This window comes from Peribacillus sedimenti, from assembly GCF_046237635.1.
In the GTDB taxonomy this organism is placed as follows: Bacteria; Bacillota; Bacilli; order Bacillales; family DSM-1321; genus Peribacillus; species Peribacillus sedimenti.
Window position 1 is genome coordinate 1,505,989 of record NZ_CP143547.1, and the last position, 19,258, is coordinate 1,525,246.

Here is a 19,258-nt window from a genome sequence, read left to right on the forward strand (position 1 = left end):
ACACTAATAATGGAGCCGTTTCTCTGCGGCTTTTTTCTTATTGTGCTAAAGGGGCAGCATTCCTGTAATGAATGAAAATGGAGTTTGAACAAAAAAATAACCTCTTGGTAGAATGAGAGGGTCCTGAAGCTCGGCCAGCGGAAAGGACAAATCTCATATACCAGGAGGCTTTACAATGAATTATAACCAAAATAAGAAGATTGCTCAAATTACTTCCCAAACCTTGATTATAGGGGTGGATATTGCAAAATTCAAGCACGTGGCACGTGCCCAGGACTTTAGGGGAATGGAATTTGGATCGCCCTGTTATTTTGAAAATACAAGACAAGGGTTCGAGCATTTCCTTAATTGGATGTTAGAAATCAAGAAAGAACAAGGCATGGATCATGTGATGGTGGGGATGGAGCCTACAGGTCATTATTGGTTCAATTTGGCTCACATATTAAAAGAAAATGAAATAAAATTGGTAGCTGTGAATCCCTTGCACGTGAAGAAAAGCAAGGAGCTTGATGATAATTCTCCCACTAAAAATGACGTGAAGGACGCTAAAGTCATTGCCCAGCTGGTCAAAGACGGGAGGTTCGCAGAACCTACAATTCCACAGGGAGTTTATGCCGAACTACGGGTGGCAAAGAAGATACGGGACCTTTTGACAGAGGATCTTCAGACAGTCCAAGGTCAGGTTCATAACTGGATTGACCGGTACTTTCCTGAATTTCTGACGGTCTTTAAGAAGTGGGAGGGCAAGGCAGCGTTACAATTCCTAAAGCTCGATGCGTTACCGCATGAGATAGTTGATTTCTCCGACGAAGAATTGCTTTCTCATCTTAGAAAAGCCGTAACCAGGAGTGTAGGTCTGAATAAGATTCAGGAATTAAAGCAGGCTGCGAAGAAGTCCATCGGACTTCGTCAAGGCTCTGAAATGGCAAAACTGGAACTGAAAACGCTTCTGGCTAAATATGAGTTAATACAGGTGAAATTCGAAGAATTGGACGCACAGATAGATAGTTTACTTGAGGAAATACCGGGTGTACCGCAAATGTTGGCGATAAAGGGTGTTGGCAGGGACACGGTCGCCGGTTTCTTTGCCGAAGTAGGTGATCTTAGCGAATACTCTCATCCCCGACAGATTATCAAGCTGGCCGGCTTGAGTTTAAAAGAAAATACTTCTGGTAAGCACAAGGGGAAAACGACGATTACAAAGAGGGGACGTAAAAAGCTCCGGGCCCTGTTGTTCCGGGTTTGTATGGTTCTCGTAGCCAAAAACTCAGCGTTTCATTCATTACATGTGTACTATACGCAACGTCCTGATAACCCTTTAAAGAAGATGCAGTCCCTTATTGCATTGTGTAATAAATTGATCCGAATTTTCTTTGGAATAGGGAAAAAGCAATTTGATTTTAGTGAAGACAAGATGTTAAAAGACATCCCTCATCAGTCAATATCCAAGAAGACAGAAATGGCCGCTTAAGACTTTTTTCGTTAGGGAAATAGTAGTTGTTGTTTTATTGATTTGGGGACATTTGAAGCACGGATTAGTCGGCAAAGCAACTAAATTAAGGGCGAAGACCCTGTGGGGCAGCATGGCCGACATCCACCTCATGGAAAGGTTGGACGAAGGAATTTGAGAGCGAAGACTCTGTGAGGCATGGGAGGGTTGACCTCCATGAGAAATGTGGACATCCGCCAGTGCAATCATATTTTGGATCATCAACCAATAAATGTAATTGGTTGGTTAGTGGGTTATAACTCTTTTTCCTTTAGAGGTCCAATTATATCCTTTTAAGTGATAAATCCCCAACTACAAAAATATTACCGACAAGTAGATAACTATGAAAACCTAAGAATACTGGAGAAATCGGAAGATTTTTGTTTCTTTATTGAGGGAGTTTGGTTGAATAAAGCGAGCTTATCCAGGAATCTGCTGTGCGTTATGGTTCCAAATGTATTAATGTCTACTCGATTTTGTTTAATAGTGCTGTTATGTAAAAAATATTGGAGTGATAAATAAAATGGGTTCATTTTTCACTAACATACAAGTGTATGAGAATGATCTTTCTAAGATTAAGCAAGCCATTCTAAATAAACTTTCTTCCGACTATAAGGAGGCACTTCCTGGCGAGGATGCAGATAGGGTCATTTTAATTAAACCAAGTACAAATATCTGGTCTACAATTTATGATCAAGAATTAGATAGCCAAGATTTAGAGCAACTATATAAATTGGCAAAAGATATTTCTAGTGAATTAGATGCCAGTACGGTTACTATTCTTGTACATGACAGTGATGCCCTTAATATGTGTTTATTTGATAAAGGACAAACAATAAATAATTATTGGAACGTGCCGGATTTCCTAAGTGACTCTTTGCCAGAATATAAAATAAAAAAATTAAAGGGGAATCCACTTCTTTGGAAAGAGTTATTATTAGAAGGTTATTCGGCGAAAAATCTCAAAAAGATATGGAGATCTCCTGAAATTTGGCCAGAAGATATTCTCCAAGAATCTGCAGCGTACTTTGGATTCAACATGGAGGATTGTTTCTTAGGATATCAAGATGTTAACGATGGAAACAAAGACTGGGAAAATTATTTGGAGATTAAGTTAAAGTATACAGAAGACTATGTTCTTAGACATCCCGAAGCAACCTTGCCTTTTCTGACAATGTTCTCATGGAAGGCTTCAATAGAAGAAGATCTTAATAAACCGTGTACCGTCTCATTTAATTTCGTAAATGGCGGTGCCCGGTCACAGGGATTTTCTATTCTTTTGTTTGGTGAAGCTGTTGAGAATAATCTTATAAACTTCTTAGAGACAGAAATAGAATTCTATTCTTTAGACTATTATGTTGAAGAAACAATAAGAGGTGTTTTTCAAGAAACTACAACAAATAGTCAATCTCAAAAAGCATATCTATGTGAATTTCCAGAAGCATTCCTGCCGAAAGGAGGCTTTGAGCAATCTCCTATCATGAACGTCAAGTGTACAGGAATTATAAACAAGCTGGGTGAGGCTGAATTATTAGGGGTGATAATTCCTCAAACAAATCAAGATCAGGGACAAACTGGATTTTCCACAGTAGTTCGTTTTAAGAATTAATTCTTTAAGGTGTTTGTCCTGCATTTTAACTTCATATAAGGGGTAATTATAACTTTGTACTGTTATCACATATGCCAAGGTTCATACATTGAATCTGTAGAAATAATGTATAGACTCTCCTTTTTCGGGGAGTCTTTTATTATTTCATTTGATATTTAACACTATAATGACTATTCCGATAATAGACACATAGGAAATGTTAAAAATAGAAAGGAAGTATATAAATGGCTAAACGCAAAAAGAAATTTCGCTGTAAGGTTATTATTAAGGATAGTGCGGCAACTTTAAAAATAGAAGCAGATGATAGAGAATCCGCAAAAAGCGTGCTTGTTCAAACCTACACTTTTGATCGAATTATTGAAATAACCGAAAATAAAACTCAACTAAGTTTGAGGAGTTAAAACAACAAACCTGCTGTATGTTGGTTATTACTTAACAATGTGATAATTCTTATGATTAACTACTGTGACATTTCCTTGAAAGACTGTATCCGTCTCGTTCTTAGTAATATCTACAATCACAGAGTTATCATTAACTTTCCGTACTCGCCCCTCGATATTACCTTTAAACCTTATTTTGTCTCCTGCTTTTGCTTGTGCAGCCATATGACAATTCTCCTTCTACTTAACCATATATTAAGTATGTTGCCCAAAAGGTTAGCAATAAAACGACTCTCAACAAATATCAATACGAACAAAAAATACCACCAAATCATATTGTCTGGTGGCTTGTTGCTACTTTATCCTTATAATACGTTTCTAAATTAAAATAAATGTTCAGTAAATAGTCCAATTGCTGACTTAACTCAACTGTCTCAGGGGAAGTAAATCCTTTTTTTAATCCTAGTTCTACCATTTGCTCTCTACGTGACTTTATCATGTCACATAATAATGGTTCAGCCAAATAGATCCCACCTTACATTTATGGATAAAAACATAATACCATTTTATCGACAAAATATGGCTTTTTTTTGGATTAATGTAAGAAATAACACAAAATTGTCATATCTATACCATTTCGCATTATCATCTGCACATTCACAATCCGAAAACTTAACCTTCATTGGATACCTTTCCTGTTTATCTAATTCGCAATGTATCACCTTATTCCATCCATACAGCCTATGTAGCATTCCAACGTATTCCCTCGTAGCCTCTTCCCAAGTAGTAATCCGTTTCCTGCTGCGTAAAATCCAACAGAAAGAATCATTAAAAGGTTAGAACGCATTGCACATGAAAACGGATAATGAATTGGTTGACACACACATTAGAAATGAGCGTTGGAACAAGCGAAGAGAAAACGTTTGAAGAAGTTACCAAAAATAAAATGTAGCCCGCTAACGGGGCTCCCTATTTTCTTTCATTACTGATTCTATAATGAAATTACGTCCTTATTATTTCATTTTAACTTTTATGTTTATCTTCTTATCTTTGTTTTTATCGGGTTGTTCTATTGGTAAATTAGGAAAAACATCAGCAAATTGGGCTTTGTCTTTTGTAGTTTGGGATGGGTATATCTATAAAATGAAGCTAGCAAGGAAATTGGACGGGTAACAAAGAATTCTGATATGGAGGGAACATACTCTGGAATTTTTTCAAATAGATACATAGAAGGTACTAGATATTATTCTATTAAGTGAATTAATCCAGAAGCAGCAATAGCAGTGGAAGAACAAGAAGGTAAGTATAGAAAAGCACTTCGACAAGGAAAGTATGGAGAAAAATAAATATTTTTATGTTCAGAGCCAGCATTTAGTTGGCTTTTTCTTTTTGTCGCTCCAAGTATATTTGCTATGGTGTTCTTGTTAAGCTAACTGGGCAGGTTAGCTCAAAGGAATTTCAAACCCAAAAACAGAATAATTTATAAAAAAATACTTTATTGAAGGGAGTAAAATATGTTTGTCTCAGTTACAAGGCTTCGTTTAAAAGGCAAGAGAAAGTTACCTCTCTTTATTTGGCATACTCTAAAATCGGATCGTCAAGCTAGGAAATCCGAAGGTCTTTTGTATTCTTCGTTGAATAATGAAGGTTGGAATACGTACTGGACACTAACAATATGGGAGAATAAAAATACTATGAAAGAGTACAGAAATAAAGGGAGTCATATAAATGCAATGAAAGTATCAAGAAAAATTGCAGACGAATTAGAATTTATCAATTGGGAAGCAGGTAATAAGCCTACCTGGGATGAATGCAAGGAGCGATTGCATCATAAGTATGGCAGAAAATTAGTTAAGCAGGACTAGTTCTTATTCAACTAGTGGAGGCGTTGATCCAAGAAGGATTTACGGCCTTTTTTATTGAATTCCTCTTATTGAACAAACGGGGCAGTTTAGGGAGCTCGTTATTCAACAAATGGCCAAGACCTTAGAGAAATCTTCTAAGATCTATTTTTTTGTTAAAGATAAAAAGCAACACTGCGAAACAAAGTCCTTCTCTGAATAAAATCAGCCAAATACCTTACATTACAGATATAAGGAATTTTTTAGAAGGTACTCAAATGAAGGGACGACAAAAATAAATGAAACAAATGTTAATGGCTCTCATGATGTTCAACTTGCTCGCTGCTGGCGGAAGTGCAGAGTCAGCTGAACCGGAACAAAAACAAAAATGGTCATACTCCGGAACCACCGGGCCTCTTTATTGGGGAACATTGGACCCATCATATGAAGCATGCAAGAAAGGTAAAGCCCAATCTCCAATTAATATAAAAACAGCAGTGGTAGAGAAATCTTCCGAGTACCCCCTCGTAAACATTCACTATGCCACTGCAAGCTTCAACATATCAAATACCGGCTACACAATTCAGGCGGTGCCACACAATCAGAAAAACAGGTTATTGATTAATAATGAAACTTTTACCCTTAAGCAATTTCACATTCATCATTTAAGCGAACATGAAATCAACAATCTGAAGTATTCGATGGAAATCCACCTCGTTCACCAAAATGCAAAAGGAAATATTGCAGTTGTCGGGGTTTTTGTGAAAGAAGGGCAAAAAAACGAAGTTTTGAAGGATGTTCTTGATCACATGCCAAATACGACAGGTTCAGAGCAAAGAAGAACTGAAATAAAGCTCGATGATTTATTGCCTAAGGTAAGGGATCTATATACCTATAAGGGTTCCTTAACAACCCCGCCCTGCACCGAAAACGTAACATGGTTCATCTTTAGAGAACCAATAGAAATGGCAGGATCGCAAATCAGCGTGTTTGCTAAACTATATCCGGCAAATTACAGGCCAATCCAGCCGCTAAACATGCGGAAAGTATCAATAGTATCATTGTTAAAGTAAGTAATCTTAAAACAATTTTATGCATAGCACACCATTTTTGTTTTTAAACTACCGGGGCAGGTTAGGTGAAGAAGGACTGAAACTAAAAGTCAAACTTACGTCTTAGATAAGGAAGGAGGGATATTATTGAAGTTATTTTCTCATTTCGTTTTATCTTTAATCTTAATCCTCTTATCTTTGTTTTTAACGGGTTGTTCCATTGGTGAATCAGGAAAATCATCAGCAGATTGGGCTTTTTCATTTGTGGTTTGGGATGGGTTAGGGATGAAAGGGTAGTACTGTACATAAAATGTAATTCGGGTATTGTTTGATGAGGGGATGCAGGGAATTACCTCAGACAAGTCGAATAAGTTAGTGTAGCACAGAAAGGGATGTCCCAATGAATAAAAATAACCTATTAAAGAATCTGAAAGATGCTAGTATTGGTAACTTTTTTACCGTTGAGATTAAAAAGATCATAGGGGATGGATATAATTCTATCGGAGATATGGCAAAAGAATTAGAATTAGATGGTAAAATCAAGATAAGGGCTGTTGCGGACAATGGGCATTCAGTTTGTTTACATGGATTAATTAAGTACGCGTCCGAATAGTCAGGTTCACCTCGAACAAACCATGTAGGGGGAAAATTGATTTATAAGATTATAAGTCATATTAAAGGCCCTCCTCAAAGGGCTTTTAATGTTTTGCTGATGCAGGATGTAAATTAAATAGTAAATCCTCGGTTTTGTAAACCATTTTATTCTGCTTTTTGTCGTAATAATATATTGAAACCATTTGCTGTGAATTGTCAGTGTCACTGGATAGTACTGCGAAATAGCCGTCTCCTAAGGGCACCATGTTGGCAAAGTTATAATTCTGGTACTCTTGACTACCATTTACAATTTGTGTCAACTTGTATCCTGTGAGTTCCTCCACTAAATATCATGATGACTGTCATTACAACCAGCACTATTCTAATCCGTCTTAACTCTCCACTTGGATCGAACATATGCATTTCCACAGATTTAATTATGAACCTTAGCATAGGTCATGGCAGTACGCACTCTAGTTTCGTATCTGTAAGTACCATAGTCATAGAAATCCTCGACTAGTCCTGCTTTTGTGATGTCCTCCTGAAGCAACCTTCCATCAGTCCAGACCCAAGCTAGTAATCTACCGTATTTGTCATATTAATCTTTGCCGTCCAACTCTAAAGTAATTTTCTTTGCTATTTTTAGACGCTTGCAAGTGAACTCGACTGCTTCTTTACCGTACTTTTCCTTAGTTGTCGTGTACTCCGGAGTGTCGATGAATAAGAAGCGTGTTTTGGTTACATTACCATTGACCCTAAAGTTAGCAGTATCTCCATCAGTACATGAAGCTAAGTAGCAGTGTACTTTGCTTTTAGTGCAGGTTTTGTAGCAGGTGCTTTTGGTGTTGTTGCAGATCCGCCTGGTAAGGACATTCCTTCTAAAACTATCCAGTAGTAAGTTTGCCTTTGCATGAATTACTACTTTACTTTTTAACGAGCGAGACAAGTTCAGCTTTAGATTTAGCTGTTTTTGCTAGTGATGTAGGTTTATACAATAGATAATTACATGTTTTGTTGTCAAAATGGCCGCCCAGTTTGTCATACGCTCCTCGGTGTGCAAATGACTGAGATGGCAAGATTGACAGGAACAATAGGATAGAGGCCAGGCACAGTAGCTACTTTTTCATTTATATCCCCCTTGGTATGTAAACACAGGGATGATGTCACCATATAATTGGATATTCGAGGATGAATTATGGCATATTATGAAGAATATTTGCAATAAAAGTTGAGAGTGTAAGCAGAATAAAAATACCCAGCAGATATAATCCACTGGGAAATTAGAGAGTGTCAACCATGATGAAACTGTCTTCTGCCATTAGATATATTATTACCAACAACAATTCAATGCATACAACAAAACCCAGCGAATATAATTACTGGGTATGAATGGGGTTATACGTGATGATCAAGCAGGTTGTACTATTTATATAGCCAGGTTCAGTGAGTGGTAAACCAAATTTTAAAAAACTCGTTCGTGCTAATTAATCTTAAATTTTTAAAAGATGCTCAATTCGGTTCTGAGCCTCAGTAACTATTGGGATTTCTCGACTATTATATTTCCTGGTTTCTTGTTTAATAGTTTCCCCTCCCTGTTCATTAGCGTCGAATGGATTTACAGTTAGGAACAAATGGGACAGTTAGCGGAATAAATCTATTTTTAAAATATCATAGGGAAGGCAGGGGCTTTTAAATAAAGGTTTTGGAGAAATGTAGTTCAAAAATGTGGTTTCATTAATTTGGAGGTAAGATTTGATGAATATAAAATTTGATCCAAACAACGTCGTTATTAAACTCTGTATGAGTGGGATGAACATGGAAGACAGCGGAAATGTTGAAGGTGCAATCACGATGTTTCATCAAGCATGGGACGAAGCAAAAAACGAATATGAAAGGTTTATTGCAGCTTATCATTTGGCTCGTAAACAAAAGAGTATTACAGACAAATTGAAATGGATGGAAACCTCTTTACAGTGTGCACTAAATATAAATGATGATAATGTTAAGAGTGCATACTCAACGTTATATTTAAACATTGCCAAATGCTATGAGGAGTTGTGTGATTCTGATAATGCAAAAAGAAATTATGAATTGTCAAACTCATATCGCGGTGCACCTTCTGATGAAGGACCATTTTATCATGGGACAAAGGCAGATTTACAGGTTGGTGATTTGCTGACAGCGGGTGGGAATTCAAATTACAAACCTGAGCTTAAAATGAACCACATTTATTTCACTGCTAATGCCAATGGTGCAGGGCTTGCAGCAGCATTAGCAAAAGGAGAAGGAAGAGAACGCGTTTATAAAATAGAACCAACAGGTGAATTTGAAAACGATCCGAATGTTACTGACAAAAAGTTCCCGGGTAACTTAACACGGTCCTATCGTTCTCAAGAACCTTTAAGAATTATTGGTGAAGAAACTGAGTGGGCGAAACTGACAACTACGGAGCGAAGTGAATGGCACAAAAAATTAGCCGAAAACAAGGGCGAAATTATTAACTGAATATTTCAAATGGAGTAAAATAGTTACTTTGTTTGCAATAAACAATATTCCGCAATCGGGTGCGTTTCTGAAATAACAGGAACGCTTTTTCCTTACTCAAGTAAAGGGGCAGCATTCCTGTAATGAATGAAAATGGAGTTTGAACAAAAAAATAACCTCTTGGTAGAATGAGAGGGTCCTGAAGCTCGGCCAGCGGAAAGGACAAATCTCATATACCAGGAGGCTTTACAATGAATTATAACCAAAATAAGAAGATTGCTCAAATTACTTCCCAAACCTTGATTATAGGGGTGGATATTGCAAAATTCAAGCACGTGGCACGTGCCCAGGACTTTAGGGGAATGGAATTTGGATCGCCCTGTTATTTTGAAAATACAAGACAAGGGTTCGAGCATTTCCTTAATTGGATGTTGGAGATCAAGAAAGAACAAGGCATGGATCATGTGATGGTGGGGATGGAGCCTACAGGTCATTATTGGTTCAATTTGGCTCACATATTAAAAGAAAATGAAATAAAATTGGTAGCTGTGAATCCCTTGCACGTGAAGAAAAGCAAGGAGCTTGATGATAATTCTCCCACTAAAAATGACGTGAAGGACGCTAAAGTCATTGCCCAACTGGTCAAAGACGGGAGGTTCGCAGAACCTACAATTCCACAGGGAGTTTATGCCGAACTACGGGTGGCAAAGAAGATACGGGACCTTTTGACAGAGGATCTTCAGACAGTCCAAGGTCAGGTTCATAACTGGATTGACCGGTACTTTCCTGAATTTCTGACGGTCTTTAAGAAGTGGGAGGGCAAGGCAGCGTTACAATTCCTAAAGCTCGATGCGTTACCGCATGAGATAGTTGATTTCTCCGACGAAGAATTGCTTTCTCATCTTAGAAAAGCCGTAACCAGGAGTGTAGGTCTGAATAAGATTCAGGAATTAAAGCAGGCTGCGAAGAAGTCCATCGGACTTCGTCAAGGCTCTGAAATGGCAAAACTGGAACTGAAAACGCTTCTGGCTAAATATGAGTTAATACAGGTGAAATTCGAAGAATTGGACGCACAGATAGATAGTTTACTTGAGGAAATACCGGGTGTACCGCAAATGTTGGCGATAAAGGGTGTTGGCAGGGACACGGTCGCCGGTTTCTTTGCCGAAGTAGGTGATCTTAGCGAATACTCTCATCCCCGACAGATTATCAAGCTGGCCGGCTTGAGTTTGAAAGAAAATACTTCTGGTAAGCACAAGGGGAAAACGACGATTACAAAGAGGGGACGTAAAAAGCTCCGGGCCCTGTTGTTCCGGGTTTGTATGGTTCTCGTAGCCAAAAACTCAGCGTTTCATTCATTACATGTGTACTATACGCAACGTCCTGATAACCCTTTAAAGAAGATGCAGTCCCTTATTGCATTGTGTAATAAATTGATCCGAATTTTCTTTGGAATAGGGAAAAAGCAATTTGATTTTAGTGAAGACAAGATGTTAAAAGACATCCCTCATCAGTCAATATCCAAGAAGACAGAAATGGCCGCTTAAGACTTTTTTCGTTAGGGAAATAGTAGATGTTGTTTTATTGATTTGGGGACATTTGAAGCACGGATTAGTCGGCAAAGCAACTAAATTAAGGGCGAAGACCCTGTGGGGCAGCATGGCCGACATCCACCTCATGGAAAGGTTGGACGAAGGAATTTGAGAGCGAAGACTCTGTGAGGCATGGGAGGGTTGACCTCCATGAGAAATGTGGACATCCGCCAGTGCAATCATATTTTGGATCATCCACCAATAAATGTAATTGGTTGGTTAGTGGGTTATAACTCTTTTTCCTTTAGAGGTCCAATTATATCCTTTTAAGTGATAAATCCCCAACTACAAAAATATTACCGACAAGTAGATAACTATGAAAACCTAAGAATACTGGAGAAATCGGAAGATTTTCGTTTCTTTATTGAGGGAGGGTAGTTCAACAAGCTGATAACTCTGATACAGTGAAAACAACATTTTCACATGATATATAATAAAAATGTAACTATCCGAACCTTTTAAGAGAGGCGAATAACATGAAGGTAGACATAAGCTACTTCCCACCAGAAAAAATAATAACTAAGCCTGGCCCAGAAGCCACTTATCCTTTTGAGATAACCGGTGAGTTCAAATATATCGTAGAGTTTTCTTGTTATATTGAGGGGGATTATACAGATGCCCATCAAGAATTCTTTTGCAATTGGCTGGAAACCCCAAATTATTACCCTATTTATTCACTTGCGGAAATCTATGATTTTCAACTAGAAGAGTACGAAGAGTTGTTTAAGATGCAAAATATAGAGTTCAATTATGTGAAGGGGAGTAGCAAAGACTCGTTCTTTGTAAAGGCAATTATCCGCAGCCCTCAGCAATTTAGGCAATATTATCCTTATTTGCACGGGAATGGGAGCATGTTGAACTTATCATTATGGTCCTTAAAACAGGATGTCTTCAAACTAGAGGAAAGGGAACATGAGTCACCTTATCCCATAAAAAGGACTAAAAATAACATAACAAGACTTATTAAACTAAAATGGATAGCCAATACCCTGATAGCAACTTTAAATGAGAGTTCCACTATGTTTTGGGTAGGGCATGATGGAGATTATATTGCCGCATTCTCAAATGATGAAAACTTTTCAACAATAGACTATCTTCAAAAAATAATGCCGGAAAAGGTTGAGCTGGTGACTGATTTTGAATCGGAATAGTGTTTTCCCTTTCCAGTACCCTTATTGAGCTAACGGGGCAGGTTAGTTCAATAAGAAACTGTTTGAAAACGACTATATAATTGGGTATTAATAATAATGTAGATAATAAAGGAGTGATTTTATGAGTTGGATAAATTGGTATGATTTGATAACTCCGACAAATCCATTCGCTTCTATGTTCTTCGGTCTTGCTTTCAGTATTATTATGGCATGGAGTATCTGGTATAGCACCAAAGAAAAGGAAACTGTCTGGATTGCATTACTATCCGGCTGTTTAATCTCAGTAATCGGAGTAATAGTTTTAAACGTCATTGGTTTTTACTGAGCAAAGCATTACTAATTATTGCCATGCGGTACCTCATTATTTTGAGGTGATGATTATAAGATAGCCGCCGTTTATTGTTGTTACACTAAAGGGGCAGCATTCCTGTAATGAATGAAAATGGAGTTTGAACAAAAAAATAACCTCTTGGTAGAATGAGAGGGTCCTGAAGCTCGGCCAGCGGAAAGGACAAATCTCATATACCAGGAGGCTTTACAATGAATTATAACCAAAATAAGAAGATTGCTCAAATTACTTCCCAAACCTTGATTATAGGGGTGGATATTGCAAAATTCAAGCACGTGGCACGTGCCCAGGACTTTAGGGGAATGGAATTTGGATCGCCCTGTTATTTTGAAAATACAAGACAAGGGTTCGAGCATTTCCTTAATTGGATGTTAGAAATCAAGAAAGAACAAGGCATGGATCATGTGATGGTGGGGATGGAGCCTACAGGTCATTATTGGTTCAATTTGGCTCACATATTAAAAGAAAATGAAATAAAATTGGTAGCTGTGAATCCCTTGCACGTGAAGAAAAGCAAGGAGCTTGATGATAATTCTCCCACTAAAAATGACGTGAAGGACGCTAAAGTCATTGCCCAGCTGGTCAAAGACGGGAGGTTCGCAGAACCTACAATTCCACAGGGAGTTTATGCCGAACTACGGGTGGCAAAGAAGATACGGGACCTTTTGACAGAGGATCTTCAGACAGTCCAAGGTCAGGTTCATAACTGGATTGACCGGTACTTTCCTGAATTTCTGACGGTCTTTAAGAAGTGGGAGGGCAAGGCAGCGTTACAATTCCTAAAGCTCGATGCGTTACCGCATGAGATAGTTGATTTCTCCGACGAAGAATTGCTTTCTCATCTTAGAAAAGCCGTAACCAGGAGTGTAGGTCTGAATAAGATTCAGGAATTAAAGCAGGCTGCGAAGAAGTCCATCGGACTTCGTCAAGGCTCTGAAATGGCAAAACTGGAACTGAAAACGCTTCTGGCTAAATATGAGTTAATACAGGTGAAATTCGAAGAATTGGACGCACAGATAGATAGTTTACTTGAGGAAATACCGGGTGTACCGCAAATGTTGGCGATAAAGGGTGTTGGCAGGGACACGGTCGCCGGTTTCTTTGCCGAAGTAGGTGATCTTAGCGAATACTCTCATCCCCGACAGATTATCAAGCTGGCCGGCTTGAGTTTAAAAGAAAATACTTCTGGTAAGCACAAGGGGAAAACGACGATTACAAAGAGGGGACGTAAAAAGCTCCGGGCCCTGTTGTTCCGGGTTTGTATGGTTCTCGTAGCCAAAAACTCAGCGTTTCATTCATTACATGTGTACTATACGCAACGTCCTGATAACCCTTTAAAGAAGATGCAGTCCCTTATTGCATTGTGTAATAAATTGATCCGAATTTTCTTTGGAATAGGGAAAAAGCAATTTGATTTTAGTGAAGACAAGATGTTAAAAGACATCCCTCATCAGTCAATATCCAAGAAGACAGAAATGGCCGCTTAAGACTTTTTTCGTTAGGGAAATAGTAGTTGTTGTTTTATTGATTTGGGGACATTTGAAGCACGGATTAGTCGGCAAAGCAACTAAATTAAGGGCGAAGACCCTGTGGGGCAGCATGGCCGACATCCACCTCATGGAAAGGTTGGACGAAGGAATTTGAGAGCGAAGACTCTGTGAGGCATGGGAGGGTTGACCTCCATGAGAAATGTGGACATCCGCCAGTGCAATCATATTTTGGATCATCAACCAATAAATGTAATTGGTTGGTTAGTGGGTTATAACTCTTTTTCCTTTAGAGGTCCAATTATATCCTTTTAAGTGATAAATCCCCAACTACAAAAATATTACCGACAAGTAGATAACTATGAAAACCTAAGAATACTGGAGAAATCGGAAGATTTTTGTTTCTTTATTGAGGGAGGTTAGTTGAACTAGGCTTGCTATAATTATTGGGACTAAGTTTGAATTATGGAGGATTAAAAATGCCTTCTGATGAGAGAAAAAAGATGAATAATGCTTTGAAAAAAATAGTGGTACCAATTTTAAGGGAATATGAATTTAAAGGTTCGTTACCTCACTTTAGAAGAAATAACGAAAATAATATAGAATTGATCACGTTTCAATTCAACCGATGGGGCGGTTCCTTTGTCGTTGAATTGGCTACTTGTTCAACAGAAGGTGTGATCATGAAACGGGGTGAACATATCCCGCCGAATAAGGTTACTGTCCATGATGTAAACAAGCGTATTAGGTTAGGGGCAAAGACAGAAGATGAGGACGGAAATTGGTTTGCCTATGAAAATGCAAAAACAGAAGAAGATTATGAACAAGTTGCGTTAACAGTAGCGGATTTGTTAAATGTGTCAAACCGTCAGTGGATTTTTTCCTTCTTTGACTAACTATTATTGAGCATCTAGAGCTGCTTTCTGCAGCTTTTTCTTATTGTGCTAGAGAGCAGGTTAACATTTCTGTAATAAGTTTGTGAACAGGTGTACTTAAACTATAGGGGTAGGTGATCCAGGAAGGATTAACGGCCTTCATTATTGAATTCTCTTTATTGAGCTACCATGAAAATTAAATTCTGTAACTTCAGGAAAATGGCCATACTTAAATAGACGCAGCTCAATCAGTTTTTTAAAAAGGAGAGCGTCTGATTCCTGAATCGATTATTGAAAGACTAGGATGCTTCCGAAATGGTCACTGTATATCCTAAGTTCTCCAGTCTCCGAACCGAATGCCGTACGATTGAAACTTGTCTTTGCTTGTCAAAGTAGTCCTCACCCAAATCAACATACATTTCTTTTCGGGTGAGAAGGTAATACGCGATACGCAACATCGCATGTGCGACTACAATGGCTGCACGTTTCTTTCCTTTTCGTCCGGCTGTCCGCCTGTATAGGGCACCGAGATAGTTCTTCGAACCCCTTACTGATTGGGCTGCTTCAGTTAAGGCAGAACGGAGATACTTGTTACCTTTTTTGGCTCTTGCAGATTTCCGCTTTCCAGCACTTTCATTGTGGCCAGGAACCAAGGCTGCCCAGGAACATAAATGTGCAGCACTAGGAAACTGCGAACCCACATTAGTACCAATTTCAGCGAGTATTTGTTCAGCCATCCTTGTGGCTATCCCAGGAATGGAGTCAAGCCGTTCGATATCTTCCTGATATTCGCTTACCCTCTCGGCAATTTCCTTGTCGATTATCTCGATCTGTTCAGTGAGGAAATCAATATGAGTCAAAATTGTTTTAAGCATTAATCGCTGATGTGGGTTTACATAGCCTCGAAGAGCCAGCTCAAGTTCATCTTTCTTCTTTTTCATTGTACGGCGTGCCAAATTTGATAGTTTCTCAGGGTCGTCTTCACCGTTTGCGATAGCATGAAGCATGTCCTTTGCCGAAACACCCATGATGTCCGAAACGACAGAACCAAGTTTGATGTTCGCTCCTTCAAGCACCTTTTGAATCCGATTGTGTTGCCGGGCACGTTCTTCGATAATGCTTCGGCGATAACGGACTAGTTCCCTAAGCTCCCGTTGTGTCCTGTTCGGGATAAAGCTTGCCTTTAACAATCCGTGTCTTAGTAATTGGGCAATCCATTCGGCATCTTTCACGTCGGTCTTACGACCGGGAAGAGATTTCATATGTTGGGCATTGACCACGAGAAATTCAATACCTTCAGCTTCCAACAGATTGACGACTGGTTTCCAGTAAACACTTGTACTTTCCATCGCAACGTGACTGCACTTTTGTTCCTTAATCCAATCGATTAGATCCAAGAGGAAGATTGTTTTAGTAGAAAACGTGCGAACCTCCTTTCCTTCAGATGTCATGATGCAGGCAGTAATATTGTCCTTATGTACATCCAGCCCGCAAGCTCTTTCAATGATTACATCCATTGAACTTTTCCTTTCTTGGCTAGTTAAAATAGAGGCTGGTGCAGCAACCAGAATTAGGATTAATCTACCATAAGTGCTTCCCCGGAAGGGGAGCGACAGTCGGTGGTGCACCGTGGTCGTTGGAGTCAGACTAACGGATGGGCTCTATGGCACCATAGTTCATCGACCTTCCTCATCCAGCCTAAGAACAGTATCGACGGTTTGGAGCCATTTTCATTCTCTGTGGTGAATCGCCGGTTTTGCGATTCATGGAGGGCTAACGGGCAGGTTAGCTTAAGAACGTAAGATGGGGAGTAAGGCTTTTTCTTCTTCAACTAAAGGGGCAGGTTAGCATTCCTGTAGTTCGTTATTTTTGAACTTTGATAAAAATAGGGGCCCTCGGTAAGATATATGAGTAAGACACCACTCTAACTCAACATCTTAGGAGGAACCCCTTATATGAAGTTTAAAATGCAGGACAAACAAAATCAACTAATAGAAAGAATTACTGAAAAACATCTGGTCATTGGCGTGGATATTGCCCAACAATTTCACGTAGCGAGAGCCGTGAACTTTCGTGGGATTGTGGTGGGCGATGCCATCACTTTTGAAAATAATGAAGAGGGATTTGCGACTCTATTAAACTGGATAAATAATCTTATGAAAATAAATAAATATGAGGAGTCCATAGTCGGTATGGAACCTACGGGCCATTACTAGATCAACCTTTCCAAATGGCTGATGAAACAAGATATCGAAGTAGTAACCGTGAATCCGCATTTAGTGAAGAGGAACAAGGAAAACCGAGATAATACCCAGTCCAAGAGTGACAGGAAAGACGCTTTAGTCATAGCTGATATGGTGAAGAACGGATATTATGCTTTTGTAAGAAACACTTCGGAATCATTTGAACAACTCAGGGTGCTAATGTCGAACAGGGATGTGATTGTCAAACGGCTGGTCAGCTCTATTAATCAATTAAACCGCTGGGTGGACATCGTTTTTCCGGAAATCAGGCAGGTGTTTAAAGATATAACGGCCAAGGGAGCGATTGCTACTCTCAGGATGTTCCCATTGCCCATGGAACTGCGTTCCATGAAACCTGAACAGATCGTCATAGGGTGGAAATCCGTAATGAAGAGGCAGCCAGGAATGAAGAAAGCCCAACTGCTTGTCCATGTGGCCAGTAAATCTGTTGGCACAAGGCAAGCCCTTGATGCTTATAGATTCCACCTTGAGCAATTAATAGAGGAATATGACCTTGCGGTCCAACAACTCGAAAGGGTGGAACAGGCCGTCAAGGAGGTATTGGACTCGATTCCTTTCGCAAGGAAGCTGCTTATGATTAAAGGGATTAGCGAGATCTCCCTGGCTGGCATCCTCGGTGAAGCTGGTGATCTCAGTGGTTTCTCGCATGGTAACTCACTGCTTCGTCATGCAGGACTCCACCTGGTGGAAGCGAGTTCAGGAAAGTGGAAAGGCCAGACTGTCATATCCAAGCGTGGAAGGTCAAGGCTGCGGCGTTTCCTGTTCTTAGCCACTATGAGCCTAGTGATGAACAACCCCGAATTTAAGGCTATACATACCTATAATGTCAAAATGAAGAAAATGAAAAAGATGAAATCCATCATGAAACTCATTGGCAAACTAGCGAGGATCTTTGTAGGAATAGCACGTAAGAACGAAGTGTATTGTGCCTATAAAGTGCAGCCCATGAAAGACATCGCAGCGTAATACAACTCTTACGTTCTCGGAGAGAACACACCTAAATCAAGCAATGGATTATCAAATGTTGGCTTATTCGCAGGATTTCAAATATGTACGGAGTACCAGGTTTATTCAACAAAAGGGCACAGACCCATTAGGTTAGCATAACTGGCCTCCACCCCTTGGAAAGGCATGACGAAGGAATGACAGGGCAATTAAGACCCGTTGAGACATGGGAGGGAAAGCCTCCAGGGGCGGTGTGGAGTAGTACATCATATGGCAAAATATGGAGTGTTATCACACCCCTTTATTTAGCTATGCCTTCACGTAGCTAAGTTGTCCCAATCTTACTTCGAACAGAAGATGACTTAAAAGCAAGGAGATTGAAATCCTGCGAATGAGCGAGCATTTGGGAGAAAATCGAATCATACTGAGGGAGTTGAATAACATTGAATATTATATAATGATAAAAAGACGCTTGTTCTTAGCTTCTGGAGGGGTTTGATGAGTGACGTTAATACATTGGCTACCCTGTTAATTGTTTGGTTGTGTCTGTTTTTACTTATTATGCTACTTAGCGTGTTCAGGGGCAGATACACCCCTTCATCTAGTATTAACTTGAAGACTACCTTATTTTTTACTTTTGTTTTGAGTGTACCTATATCAATGGTAATAGCATTTTTTAACATAGAAATTAAATAATAATTTATTTGCGATCTTCGATTAACGGTGGCTTGAGTTAAAGAACGGGAGGTGTTGTGGCATCTCTTTTTTATTTAACAATGGGGCATGGTGGTCAGTAATGGGGGGATGTAACCTGGAGAAAAACAGAAGTATAAGTGGATTAGACAATTAAAATGGTATGAGTACCTCTTATTAGCTTATATTTTCCTTTTTAATATCCCTTATTCAATTTATTTGTTTTTGGATGGCAATCAGGTTGATGAATACCCAGGCTACTTAATCCAAGCAATTGTATATTTATTTATCCTATGGTTGTCTTATAAAAAATAGTCACAATAGATTCACAGTGCTGATGAGATGTTTGTGAAGAGAGGTACTTAAATTTTGCGATTCATGGAGGGCTAACGGGGGTTAGAGCTGAAGATCAGGAGCTCAAAAATATTGATTTATTTTTTGAATAACACAACA

At 39.1% G+C, this 19,258-nt stretch carries 16 protein-coding genes and 1 pseudogene; 14 read left to right on the forward strand and 3 right to left on the reverse strand.

The window, feature by feature from the left end:
• Positions 1-175: 175 nt before the first annotated feature.
• The 3 genes from V1500_RS07465 (at position 176) to V1500_RS07475 (ending at position 3,499) form a co-directional block, all read left to right on the forward strand.
• Entirely contained in the window at positions 176-1,471 is a 1,296-nt protein-coding gene (locus V1500_RS07465) for an IS110 family transposase (RefSeq protein WP_409303922.1), read from the forward strand.
• Between the two features lie 541 nt (positions 1,472-2,012).
• Entirely contained in the window at positions 2,013-3,098 is a 1,086-nt protein-coding gene (locus V1500_RS07470; protein ID WP_409304944.1) for a hypothetical protein, read from the forward strand.
• Positions 3,099-3,322: 224 nt separating this feature from the next.
• On the forward strand, positions 3,323-3,499 hold the full coding sequence (locus V1500_RS07475; RefSeq protein ID WP_409304945.1) for a hypothetical protein: 177 nt from the start codon (positions 3,323-3,325) through the stop codon (positions 3,497-3,499).
• A gap of 27 nt (positions 3,500-3,526) precedes the next feature.
• On the opposite strand, the gene V1500_RS07480 is transcribed toward V1500_RS07475, so the two are convergent.
• Together V1500_RS07480 and V1500_RS07485 are read right to left on the reverse strand one after the other, a co-directional pair.
• Positions 3,527-3,703, reverse strand: a complete 177-nt coding sequence (locus V1500_RS07480; RefSeq protein WP_409304946.1) for a DUF2187 family protein — start codon at positions 3,701-3,703, stop codon at positions 3,527-3,529.
• A gap of 106 nt (positions 3,704-3,809) precedes the next feature.
• On the reverse strand, positions 3,810-4,001 hold the full coding sequence (locus tag V1500_RS07485) for an aspartyl-phosphate phosphatase Spo0E family protein (RefSeq protein ID WP_409304947.1): 192 nt from the start codon (positions 3,999-4,001) through the stop codon (positions 3,810-3,812).
• A 991-nt stretch (positions 4,002-4,992) separates the two neighbouring features.
• Here V1500_RS07485 and V1500_RS07490 point away from each other — a divergent pair.
• From V1500_RS07490 to V1500_RS07535, 10 genes are all read left to right on the forward strand, one after another.
• Positions 4,993-5,343 (forward strand): DUF3291 domain-containing protein, encoded by a 351-nt coding sequence (locus V1500_RS07490; protein WP_409304948.1) that lies wholly within the window; start codon positions 4,993-4,995, stop codon positions 5,341-5,343.
• 275 nt (positions 5,344-5,618) lie between these two features.
• On the forward strand, positions 5,619-6,392 hold the full coding sequence (locus V1500_RS07495) for a carbonic anhydrase (RefSeq protein ID WP_409304949.1): 774 nt from the start codon (positions 5,619-5,621) through the stop codon (positions 6,390-6,392).
• A 126-nt stretch (positions 6,393-6,518) separates the two neighbouring features.
• On the forward strand, positions 6,519-6,668 hold the full coding sequence (locus V1500_RS07500) for a hypothetical protein (RefSeq protein WP_409304950.1): 150 nt from the start codon (positions 6,519-6,521) through the stop codon (positions 6,666-6,668).
• A gap of 103 nt (positions 6,669-6,771) precedes the next feature.
• Positions 6,772-6,984, forward strand: coding sequence for a hypothetical protein (locus tag V1500_RS07505; RefSeq protein WP_409304951.1), 213 nt, complete (start codon positions 6,772-6,774; stop codon positions 6,982-6,984).
• Between the two features lie 1,736 nt (positions 6,985-8,720).
• Complete coding sequence (gene arr, locus V1500_RS07510; RefSeq protein ID WP_409305942.1) at positions 8,721-9,470, forward strand: NAD(+)--rifampin ADP-ribosyltransferase; 750 nt, start codon at positions 8,721-8,723, stop codon at positions 9,468-9,470.
• Positions 9,471-9,700: 230 nt separating this feature from the next.
• A complete protein-coding gene (locus V1500_RS07515) occupies positions 9,701-10,996 on the forward strand; it encodes an IS110 family transposase (RefSeq protein ID WP_409303922.1) in 1,296 nt (431 codons plus the stop codon).
• 521 nt (positions 10,997-11,517) lie between these two features.
• Entirely contained in the window at positions 11,518-12,192 is a 675-nt protein-coding gene (locus tag V1500_RS07520) for a hypothetical protein (RefSeq protein ID WP_409304952.1), read from the forward strand.
• A 121-nt stretch (positions 12,193-12,313) separates the two neighbouring features.
• On the forward strand, positions 12,314-12,517 hold the full coding sequence (locus V1500_RS07525) for a hypothetical protein (RefSeq protein ID WP_409304953.1): 204 nt from the start codon (positions 12,314-12,316) through the stop codon (positions 12,515-12,517).
• A 215-nt stretch (positions 12,518-12,732) separates the two neighbouring features.
• On the forward strand, positions 12,733-14,028 hold the full coding sequence (locus tag V1500_RS07530; protein WP_409303922.1) for an IS110 family transposase: 1,296 nt from the start codon (positions 12,733-12,735) through the stop codon (positions 14,026-14,028).
• 479 nt (positions 14,029-14,507) lie between these two features.
• Positions 14,508-14,924 (forward strand): DUF4304 domain-containing protein, encoded by a 417-nt coding sequence (locus V1500_RS07535; protein WP_409304954.1) that lies wholly within the window; start codon positions 14,508-14,510, stop codon positions 14,922-14,924.
• Between the two features lie 278 nt (positions 14,925-15,202).
• Here V1500_RS07535 and V1500_RS07540 read toward each other — a convergent pair whose 3' ends face one another.
• Positions 15,203-16,420, reverse strand: a complete 1,218-nt coding sequence (locus V1500_RS07540; RefSeq protein ID WP_409300497.1) for an IS110 family transposase — start codon at positions 16,418-16,420, stop codon at positions 15,203-15,205.
• Positions 16,421-16,858: 438 nt separating this feature from the next.
• Between V1500_RS07540 and V1500_RS07545 the strand changes: the two are divergent.
• Positions 16,859-18,133 (forward strand): annotated as a pseudogene (locus V1500_RS07545) (IS110 family transposase).
• Positions 18,134-19,258 lie beyond the last annotated feature (1,125 nt).